Source organism: Janthinobacterium sp. FT14W (assembly GCF_009208755.1).
Classification (GTDB): Bacteria; Pseudomonadota; Gammaproteobacteria; order Burkholderiales; family Burkholderiaceae_D; genus Janthinobacterium; species Janthinobacterium violaceinigrum.
Genome location: NZ_WFLL01000099.1, coordinates 1 through 3,096 on the forward strand (window position 1 = coordinate 1; position 3,096 = coordinate 3,096).

Below are 3,096 nucleotides of genomic sequence, written 5' to 3' on the forward strand. Positions count from 1 at the left end.
CGGTCGTGCTGATGTTGCCGGCACTCGCCGTCAAGGCGATGTTGGCCGCGCCCGTCTGGCTGCCGCTCAAGTCCAGCGCCGTGCCCGTCAGGCTGGCCTGGCCCGCCGCCAGGTTCTGCCCGCTGGCCGTGATTCCTTGTGTTGCCGTCAGGGTCAGGTCACCGCTGGCGCCCAGGCTGCCGTCGGCCTTGAGGCCCGCGCCCAGCAAGCCGCTGCTGCTGATGCGGTTGGCCTGCAGGGTCGTATTGCCCAGCGCCGCGATGGAGCCGCTGTTGGCCAGCGCGCCGCCCACCGTCCACTGCTGGTCGCGGCCTGCGTACATCAGGCCCGTGTTGCTAAAGTCCCCAGCGGTCTTGAATGCCAGGTCGCTGCCCGTACTGATCACGCCATCACGATTCTCCAGTTGCCCCTTGCTGGCGATGGAGGCCGCTGCTGCCGACGTGATCCGTCCCTTGGTATTGTCTATGCTTCCGGCCTGCAAAGACAGCGTGCCATTACTGCTAATCTCGCCAGCAGCATTGTCCAATCGTTGCTGGACGGTAAACACCGCGTCGCCGGTACCCGTTTGCACCAACTGGCCCGCATGATTGCTGAGCAAATTGGCAGCCACATTCAGACGATTCGCCGATGTCACTGCTCCATCGTGTTGCAAGGTATCCGCAACGATATGCACGGCACCATTGCTGATCAATGTACCTTGTTCGTCATGCAGAACGCTTGCTTGAAGGGACAGGTCCCCGCTGCCCGCATGCTCAATACGTCCTTGCGTATTGGTCACCGACGATGCTGCGATATTCAAGCTATGGCTATTGACGGCAATGCGGCCGCGCGTATTGTCCAGCAATGCGCTCGGCGACTTCAGGGCAATATTCGTGTCGCCCGCACCGGTCTGTATCATGACGCCATCCCGGTTACTCAAACCCGAGAGCGCGACATCAAGCTGGCCGGCACTTAGGGTTCCCTTGCTGTTGTCCAGTATCTGGCGCGTATTGGCATTTGCCGTAATCGATAGCGTACCAGGGGTGCTGATGATCGCGCCTACGCTACTGACATTACCGGCGCTTGCCGTCATGGCGATCTGCGAGGCGCTGGTTTGACTGGCAGCCAGGTCAATCGAAGCCGCATTCAGACTGGCCGTTCCAGCGGCCAGATTTTGGCCATGCGCGGCCAGGTCATTGCTCACATTGACGGTCAGATCGCCGCCAGCGGCCAAACCGCCATCGGATTTGACACCGGCACCAATCAGGCTGCCCGCTCCACTGCTTACACTGTCGGCTCGAATGCTGTTGTTGCCATGCGCGGCGATGACGCCAGTATTTGTGAGTTTGCCACCAAGATTCAAGGCCAGATTGCCGACCGCATACACGCTGCCGCTGCTATAGGCATTGCTACCCTGGAGATGCGCATTGCTTCCAGCGAAAATGCTGCCTGCGGTGTTATTTAAATCCGCAAACTGCAGATTCGCCTGACCGGAAAACGCTTGTAATGTGCCCCCTGCATTGCCGATATTGGCGGCTTCAAGCGTCAGGTTCTGTCCTGACGCGACTATGCCCGCGCGGTTATCCAGTTCCGCGCTGGCCTGGATACCGATGCTTTGCGTCGAGGTAATGCGTCCCTGGGCATTCGACAACACCGAAGTCGCTATCACCGCGTCGCCGCCAAGTTCAATATTGCCGGCACGATTATCCAGACTTTGCGTCGCCAGCAGCGACGCCTGATCGGAACCGGTCTGGCTGATGCTGCCGCCACCATTGTCGAGTACGACACTTTTGATGCCTATCTGCTGCGCCGACATGACCGCATCGCGATGGTCCAGCGTGTTGGCATCGAGCGACAAGCCGCCGTTCGTGATAATGCGGCCACGCTGGCCCAGCAGCGCATCGGCCACGGTCATGGTGAATGCCCCCGTGCCAGCATGCTCCACCTTGCCATCGACGTTATAGAGCGTGTGCGTGCGGATCGCCAGGTTCTGGCTGTTGCTCGCAATGCGTCCGGAGCTATTATTCAGCGTACCGGGCAACTGCAGCAGCAGATCGCTGGTACCGAACTGCGCAATCTGGCCGCCGATATTGGACAGGTCATGCGCGCGCAGATCGATCTGATTGGCGGTCACAACGGCCGCGTCCGTACGTACCGTCGCTGCGGCGTTCAGCAACATCGTGCCCTGCGTTGCGATGTTCGCGCGGCTCGCATCGAGATCGCCCGCACTGGCCGATATATTCAGCTGTGCACCGGACACCCTGGCATCCGTCAGGCTCAACTGGGCAGCCGCGATCTGGCTATTGCCGCCCGAGACGCTATTGCCATGGATGCTAATCGTATCGCCAGCCTCAATGCGCAAGTCACCGGCCTGGCGCACGCTATTGTCCGCATTGAGGCCACTGGCAACAACGGCACTGGCAGCCAAATCGATATGCGACCCAGCCCCCATCGCCTGCAGCGTGACATTGTTTTGCGCAGCGATCAAACCGTTACTGGCAATACTGCCCTGCGCCTGCACCTGGCTGTCGCCGCCCGCATACACGGTACCGCTGTTGACCACGTCGCCCGCCACCGCAATGCTGGTCTGGCTGCCCGCCCCGGCCGACTGGATGTTGCCGCTGTTGCTCAACCAGCCATTCGACTGCAGCACCAGGTTGCCCGCCGTGGCCGCCAAGACGCCCGCGTTGCGCACGCCCAGGCCCGCTTCCGTGCCGACCAGGGTGATCTTGCCCGCGTACATGCCGCCCAGCTGTGCCACGTCCAGCGCATACGCCGGGGCCGCCCCCGCACCAGCCGCAGCGCCCGCCACGCCATGCGCCGCATCGATCTGGTTCGTCCCCGTCACCACCTTCAGTTCCTGCGCCCAGATGCCGCCGTTGATCTGCGCGGCGCGCGCCAGGATGGCCGTGTAATCGCTCAGCGACGTGTCCAGGCCGCGGCCGTTGATGGTCACTACCCCGCGCTGCACCATGTAGCCGTCCAGGCTACCGTCGTTGAACATTGGCGTGCCCGTCGTCAGCACGACCCGGCTGGCATTGATGAAACCGCCGCCATCGACGCTCACGCCGGCCGGGTTGGCGATGACGACTTCGGCCCGCTGCCCCGCCACCTCGA

1 pseudogene is annotated in these 3,096 nt (G+C 62.2%); it reads right to left on the reverse strand.

From position 1 onward, the window contains the following. Nucleotides 1–3,091: pseudogene (locus tag GCN74_RS28095) on the reverse strand (hypothetical protein); the annotation flags it as partial. Nucleotides 3,092–3,096: the final 5 nt, after the last annotated feature.